Source organism: Alkalicoccus luteus, assembly GCF_012034335.1.
GTDB lineage: Bacteria > Bacillota > Bacilli > Bacillales > Salisediminibacteriaceae > Alkalicoccus > Alkalicoccus luteus_A.
Genome location: NZ_JAATHJ010000042.1, coordinates 20,674 through 27,201, shown reverse-complemented (window position 1 = coordinate 27,201; position 6,528 = coordinate 20,674). Strand labels below are relative to the sequence as shown.

General features: G+C 50.3%; 7 protein-coding genes. 3 read left to right on the top strand and 4 right to left on the bottom strand.

Translation table 11 applies throughout. From position 1 onward, the window contains the following. Nucleotides 1-527: 527 nt before the first annotated feature. Nucleotides 528-1,394, top strand: a complete 867-nt coding sequence (locus HCN83_RS16890) for a DUF6612 family protein (RefSeq protein ID WP_168009443.1) — start codon at nt 528-530, stop codon at nt 1,392-1,394. 165 nt (nt 1,395-1,559) lie between these two features. Here HCN83_RS16890 and HCN83_RS16885 read toward each other — a convergent pair whose 3' ends face one another. Next, nucleotides 1,560-2,087, bottom strand: coding sequence for a dihydrofolate reductase family protein (locus tag HCN83_RS16885; RefSeq protein WP_168009441.1), 528 nt, complete (start codon nt 2,085-2,087; stop codon nt 1,560-1,562). Nucleotides 2,088-2,211: 124 nt separating this feature from the next. Between HCN83_RS16885 and HCN83_RS16880 the strand changes: the two genes are divergently transcribed. Beyond that, nucleotides 2,212-3,093 carry a DUF5996 family protein gene (locus tag HCN83_RS16880; protein ID WP_168009439.1) on the top strand — a complete coding sequence of 294 codons (882 nt, stop codon included), beginning with the start codon at nt 2,212-2,214 and terminating at the stop codon, nt 3,091-3,093. On the opposite strand, the gene HCN83_RS16875 is transcribed toward HCN83_RS16880, so the two are convergent. Together HCN83_RS16875 and HCN83_RS16870 are read right to left on the bottom strand one after the other, a co-directional pair. Then, nucleotides 3,061-3,987, bottom strand: coding sequence for a DMT family transporter (locus tag HCN83_RS16875; protein WP_168009437.1), 927 nt, complete (start codon nt 3,985-3,987; stop codon nt 3,061-3,063). The two genes, HCN83_RS16880 and HCN83_RS16875, sit on opposite strands and share 33 nt — an antisense overlap. A gap of 56 nt (nt 3,988-4,043) precedes the next feature. Next, the gene (locus HCN83_RS16870; RefSeq protein WP_168009435.1) at nt 4,044-4,760 is read right to left on the bottom strand and encodes an AraC family transcriptional regulator; all 717 of its coding nucleotides are present in this window, start codon (nt 4,758-4,760) and stop codon (nt 4,044-4,046) included. A 130-nt stretch (nt 4,761-4,890) separates the two neighbouring features. On the opposite strand from HCN83_RS16870, the gene HCN83_RS16865 reads away from it, so the two are divergent. Then, nucleotides 4,891-5,652, top strand: a complete 762-nt coding sequence (locus HCN83_RS16865) for a MerR family transcriptional regulator (RefSeq protein WP_168009433.1) — start codon at nt 4,891-4,893, stop codon at nt 5,650-5,652. Nucleotides 5,653-6,015: 363 nt separating this feature from the next. Here HCN83_RS16865 and HCN83_RS16860 read toward each other — a convergent pair whose 3' ends face one another. Next, the gene (locus HCN83_RS16860; RefSeq protein ID WP_168009431.1) at nt 6,016-6,285 is read right to left on the bottom strand and encodes a hypothetical protein; all 270 of its coding nucleotides are present in this window, start codon (nt 6,283-6,285) and stop codon (nt 6,016-6,018) included. Between the last annotated feature and the right edge of the window lie 243 nt (nt 6,286-6,528).

Genomic DNA, 6,528 nt, shown 5'->3' with positions numbered 1-6,528 from the left:
GTGGTGTTGGTTTTGTCGCTTACACACAGGTTCGGCGATTTTTTTCTGTTTCCTTCTATAAATTTTTTCTACACATAAAAAAGGGGCTGTCCCGTCGATAATATCGACTTATGGGACAGCCCCTTTTTTTGAGAGAAGCGGGAAAGTTGTTTTTGAACGTCCTTAAGTTTCATTTGCGGCTGCTTAAGTTGCTTTGTTCGTTATAACGGTCTGTTGAGTAGCGTGAGTTACACTCGAACGATGCAGTGTTGCTTTCAGCCGGTCTTGTGTTACGTTTGCGCTCGGTTGTGTAAGCTTTTTTTCTCGTTAAGCAGCTTTTCAAGTCTATCATCCTCAAAAAGGAAGAAAACGGCTGTACCCTCTAAGCCTCCAAAATAAAAAAGGATTATCATTTCCTTAATTGGAAAAAAGAAGTTTATCATTTCCATGTGAAAGGAAGTGGAAAAGGGATGCCAGTTGTGCCACGGTTATTATACATAAAAGGCGGGATTTGATGAAAAAAAGCAGTTATTTGCATGAGCGCAGCCGTGCTGTTCGCAGCGCCGGCAGCCGTGTCAGCCAATGGAGATGCAGCAGATATTCTGGCACAGTCCAACGACGCGATGGACAGCCTCGAGAGCTATTCCAGCACGATTGAGCTGGAACAGACGATCTCGGAAAATGGGGAAGACTTTACGACAGAGTCGGTAATTGAGCAGGATATTATCGTCGATCCGTTTAAACTGCGTCAGGAAACGACTACCATCATACCGGAGCTTGGAGAAGAGGAAACGCTGCTATCCTACTGGACGGATGAAGGCTTCTTCCAGGAAGATGGGGAAGGCGGATGGATCCGCCTTGATGACGGGATGGATGATGCCATGATGGCACAGGATTCACTCGGAGATACGGAAGCATGGGCGGATGATTTCGATGTCTCCGAAGAAGATGGTTACTATGTACTGACATACACAGGGGATGCCGATGATTTCGAAGATCTTGCGGAGGCGTTTGACGACATGGACGACATGAACGGGGATATGGAAGGTATGCACGAAGAGATGGAAGCGATGATGGAGATCGAGGACTTCTTCTATGAGCTTCATATCGATTCTGAAACCTATTATGTGACAGAAGCCTTGATCGACTTATCGCTGGAGATGGACGTCGACGGCATGACGGCGTCGATCGAACAGCTGATGACGATTTCCTTCCATAACTTCAATGGCGTCGAGGATTTTGACGTTCCGGAAGAAGCGCTTGCCGCTGATGATCTGGAAGATGTTTTAGAAGACGAACTCGGCGATGAATTGCCAGCGACGGCAACCTCCTATCCGCTTTGGATAGGCATTGGTATTGCACTTGCAGCAGCAGGGACCTTCCTGGTCACTGGAAGACGGAAAACGACGGTTTAATAGTGAAAGGAGCGCTCCATTTCGGGGCGCTTTTTTATGGTTGAAGACACTTTATGCTGAAGCAAGGACTTTGCAAAGGGAACGATCGGCAAGTAGTCGAAGACCTGCAGAACAAAACCCATTGAACAGAACACATAAAAAGCCCACCAAATTCAGCACTATGCTTTATGACTGCTTCCGCCGGTACGTCAATTCAATGAAATCATCAAACTGGCGGGTGCCTTCCAATACGAGGTCATGCTCGTAATCGCCTTCCGAAAACAGCCGCACGCCGCGGCCGATAAGTACGGGTGCGATGGCTATTTGAAAACGGTCAATCAGATAGGCTTCGAGCAGCTCGCGGATGACCTCACCGCCGCCAACGATCCAGATCGGCTTTTCTGCCGACTTTTTCAGGTCCATCACGAGATCGGTCGGTGACTGCCGGGACACTTTCGCATCCGATACGGCCTGGACCGTTCTGGAAAGGACCCAGCACGGCTTATCAGCGTAAGGAAACCCTTCTGTCATCTCCTGCTTGATCCATTCATAGGTGCGGCGGCCCATCACAACCGTTCCAATCGTTTCGTAAAACGTCTCATATCCCGTATCGCCGCCCTGCTCCTGACGAAACAGCCACTCGATTGAATCTTCTTCTGATGCGATATAGCCGTCTAGGCTGACTGCAATAAATACATGGATCTCTGCATGCATGGAATCGCCTCCTTTTTCCTTCTATTATACGTGCTCTCAGCAGGAAAGTTGCCAGCGAATCTCGAAACAGTTCAGCAGACAGTGGAAGCGTACAGACACGGAAAAACGATGAGGAGGTACAAACATGCATCAATTAAAACACGAAGACTGGAAGGACACAAAAATGACGCTGCATCTGCTGTCGCAGATTCTCGGGAAAGTCCGTCTGGAAATGGCAGAGCAGCAGCCGCAGTGGGCGCACGTAACGCTTCCGCTGACGCCAGGCGGCTTTTCGACGGGCAGGCTATATCATAACGAAAGCTGTTTTTCGATTGAACTCAATGTTCTGCAGCACAAAATCATCGTGACCTGCGAAGGGGAGCGCGCGATCATTCCGCTGAAGGATGGGACGACCATTCAGTCCTATTACCGGCAGCTTGCTGCTGCGCTGGAACAGTTCGGCTGCCCTGTATCCATCTTCACAAAGCCGCAGGAAATGACCTATGTCACCCCGTTCGAATCTTGTACCGACGTGTTTACGTATGATCCGGAGCTCGCTGTTGCCGGCTTTCGGCTGTTTCAGCATGCAGAGCGGGAGCTGACTGCGTTTTTGGCCCCTCTTCGCACGAGAAAAGTCATGCCAGCGCTTTTCTGGGGTACGTTTGATGTGTCGGGCCTGATCGTCAGCGACCAGTACGAACCATTCCCTGAAGACAAAGTTATTGAAAAAGGCGCCTTCGATGAGCAGTTTGTTGAATTCGGGTTCTGGACAGGCGATGAGCAGGTGAACGAGCCAACCTATTTCGTGCTTCCATATCCGTTTTTATTTCAGGAGTTGACATCCGGCACGCTGGAGCCGGAGGACGCCTGGTATGATGCCTCCTTGAGTGAAGCCTTTTACAGAGGCAGCGATGTCCAGACTTTTTTAACAAGCTCCTTTAAGCTGATGGCAGAGGAGCTTGGCTGGGAGAAAACCGATCACATTTTCCGTCCGCTATCGATGCCGCCCCAGAAAAACCGGCGCTGATGCCTGATGCCGGCGGAGCTTCCGCAGGATAGCAGGGTAATACGGACGCAGGACGAGCACAGCAAGTCCGACGGTAACAAGGAAGAGCCCGGCCCAGGAAAGCGCCTGCAGCTGTTCCCCGATAAAAAAGATGCCGAGCAGGGCAGCTGTCACCGGCTCTGCAAGTGAGAGCGTCACGGCGTTGGATGACGTGGTATGCAGTAAGCCGGTAACGAATAATGCGTAGGCGATGCCGGTAGCTGCGATGCCTAAATGAAGAGCCGTCAAGGATCCGGCAGCTGAAAGAATCCAGCTCGTATCGGTAAAGATAAGAAGCGGTGCGAGCATCAGGCCGCTGAGGCTGAATACGACTGCCGCGGACGCAAGCGGCGGCTGTTCGTGCACGAGGCGTTCGCTCGCAATCGTATAGAGTGCAAAGGAGCAGCCGGCTCCGAGTGCAGTGAAGATGCCGGCAGGGTGAACGGTGATCGCGGACTGATTGATCATGAGCAGCGTGCATCCGCCTGCAGAAAGGATGGTAGAAATCCACCAGACCGCTGTTGGACGGCGCTTGCGCCACTGCCACTCCATGAATCCGGCAAATATCGGGGCGCTGCCGATGGCAATGACCGAACCAACCGCAATACCGGTCAGAGATACAGCGGAGAAGAAGAACGGCTGATAGCATGCCATGGCGACGGCTGCAGTTAACACAGAAGGCATATGCCAGCCGGAAAGCCGGAATCGGCCTGCTGCGACTGCGATTGTGATAAGAAACAATCCGCCGATCAACAGCCTGACGGCGCCGATCGAAAGAGGGGACGTGTTGTCCGGTCCTAAAAACTGAGCGGTTCCGGTCGTTCCCCATAGCAGGGCCGCGCTCAGAATGAGAAATGGTGCCAGTTTGACAAACATAAAACTCCCTCCTTTTCCTGTATACGTTCATCGTAGGAAAAAAAGGGAGCAGAAGTTTATCTATTAGTCGGGTGATCTTTATCTATTGTCAGGCTTCGCCTGAACTGACGAGGAGAAACGCCGGCGTTTGCCGTGAACCAGCGCGAAAACGAGGACAGGTTTTCAAAGCCGAGCTCAACGGCGATCGTCGTTGCTGAATAGGGACTCCACGTTAGCAGCCGCCTTGCTTCTTCCACCCGTAGACCGGTGATATAGGCATACGGGGTCGTGCCGGTACGACGGCGGAACCATTCAATGTAATGACTTGGATGATAGTGCTCCAGCTGCGCGAGTTTTTCGACGGGAATCTTTTCCCGGAAATGCTCGTGAATGTACTGGAGAGAAGGGGACGGCGCCGTCTGCAGCTGGGCCAAAATATATTTCGTCAATTCCGTAATCGTCCGGTTGTCCTGGCGGATCTCTTCCAGCAGCAGAAAACGCAGCGCCTTCCACTTTTCATCCAGCCATTCGTATGTGACTGCATCATAGCTCGGAGGCAGATAGCCGGGCGGAATGTCCAACGCCAGAAATTCGTTGTATGAAGGAGAAAAATACGTATGCTTCCACTGCGGAGGAATATAAAAATACGATTCCTCACGCACAATTGATTCCTGGTTGTTAATGTCAATATGAAGGGACCCCTCCAGCGGAAACAGCAGCTGCCCGTATGCATGCTCGTGCGTCTGCACCCACGAAGAATATGTCCTCTTTTCACAAACGATTCGCTCCTGCATCTGCTCACCTCCCCATGATCCGTTAATTTGTAAAAAGATTACCACGTTCTGCGAAAAGAAGCTACTGTTTCATGGTTGACCTTGACGCAGCGTTATACGACAAACTGAAGAAAGAAGGGAGGGATACGACATGAGCTGGACGATTCAGCAGCTGGCGGAGCTCTCGGGAGCCAGTCCGCGTGCACTGCGGTTTTATGAACAGAAAGGGCTTCTGACTCCGAAGCGGGGAGATAATGGATACCGTCAGTACGAGGAACCCGATCTGGCGCGGCTGCAGCGTATTTTATTTTTTCGCGAGCTGGATCTGTCTTTAGCAGAGATCAGGCGTATTCTTGATCAGACAGAAGCCCTGCAGCGGCAGGTTTTAACCGATCACATGAAGCGCCTGGAGGATGAAAAAGAGCGTCTGGAAAACATACTCTATACGATGAGGAACGAACTGGAGGGGAATGCTATGCGCGCAGAAGAACGGTTTGAAGGATTTAAACGAAGGAAAATGGCGGAGAACGAAGCGATGTACGGCGATGAGGTACGGGAAAAATATGGGGAAGCGGCAGTTGAGCAGGCGAACGAAGCATGGAAACAAATGAGTAAAGCAGATTACGAACAGATGCAGCAAACAGAGGAGGAGCTGTTCGCCATTTTAGCGAGAGAATCAGCGAGCGGAAACCCGGACTCAGAAGCCGGGAGGCAGGCTGCTATGCTGCACCGGAAGTGGCTGACGTTCAGCTGGGAAACGTATTCGCTCGAAGCGCATGCCGGTATCGTGCGCATGTACACCGATGATGAGCGGTTTCAAGCCTATTATGATGCCTGTGCAGAAGGAGCAGCTGTTTATTTGCGAGATGCCGTCTTAGCCTGGATTAATCAGCAGAAGAACAGAACCGAATAAGCGGAAAAGCCGGTTAAATGCCGGCTTTTTTGCTGGAGAAATTGATTACGGCGGCCGGAGGATAATAAGTTGAGGGTTGAGAATGAAAAGATTAAGGGGAAGAATGATAAAATATTCGCTATGACGAACGGAGAATGATAGCAAACATAAGTTTCAGCCTGAGAATAATAAGTTTGGGACGAAGGATGATAAAGTTTAGCCTCAGGATGAAAAGTTGGAAGCTTCGGGCAATAACTTTTCATCAGAGGCAGCAGGAGGGCCAGGCTGCAGGCTCAAAAGTAAATGCTGCAACGAAAAAACTGCCCGGCGGCGACATCGCTGGACAGCTGTAAGTATGATTTCTGTTGGGCAGTAAGCAGGAAGTCAGATACGTTTTATTCCGGACGGGTGAAGGCGATCCAACAGTGTCCGCTGGAGAGACTGCTTTTCGCGGATAACCTGATTGAGCCGTGACTCGTTCTGGCGTACCTGAAGCCGGAGATCGGACACTTCATTTACGGCGCGCTGGGCGAGATCCCGGGAACGATGAGCGCTGCTTGTCATCATAACAGCGGAAATCTGACCTTTATACTCTCGAATTCGGTCTTGAAGCTTCGTTGCTTCTTTTTCCAGCGTCTGCAGCTTTTGTTCCATGTTCATCCCTCCTAGTAAGATAATGTGGCGTTTGACCACATTTTTTCATATTTTAGTTTCTTTACCCCTTCAGGCGGAAAGAAAAACCAAATAACCGGAAATAGGTATGAAGCCAGCCCCCAGTATTCGATGAAATACCTATACGAAACAAGGGCTATAGAATCTATTTTCAAAATAGTTAGTTTATTCAGTGTACGAACAATGTAAGCGCTGTTATAATGAAAATAGTTAGAAAAGTATTTC

Excerpts from the sequence above, each read along its gene's own strand:
- HCN83_RS16885 (WP_168009441.1), bottom strand. The coding sequence starts at position 2,087 with ATGCATGCAGAGATCCATGTATTTATTGCAGTCAGCCTAGACGGCTAT.
- HCN83_RS16880 (WP_168009439.1), top strand. The coding sequence starts at position 2,212 with ATGCATCAATTAAAACACGAAGACTGGAAGGACACAAAAATGACGCTG.
- HCN83_RS16875 (WP_168009437.1), bottom strand. The coding sequence starts at position 3,987 with ATGTTTGTCAAACTGGCACCATTTCTCATTCTGAGCGCGGCCCTGCTA.
- HCN83_RS16870 (WP_168009435.1), bottom strand. The coding sequence starts at position 4,760 with ATGCAGGAGCGAATCGTTTGTGAAAAGAGGACATATTCTTCGTGGGTG.
- HCN83_RS16865 (WP_168009433.1), top strand. The coding sequence starts at position 4,891 with ATGAGCTGGACGATTCAGCAGCTGGCGGAGCTCTCGGGAGCCAGTCCG.
- HCN83_RS16860 (WP_168009431.1), bottom strand. The coding sequence starts at position 6,285 with ATGGAACAAAAGCTGCAGACGCTGGAAAAAGAAGCAACGAAGCTTCAA.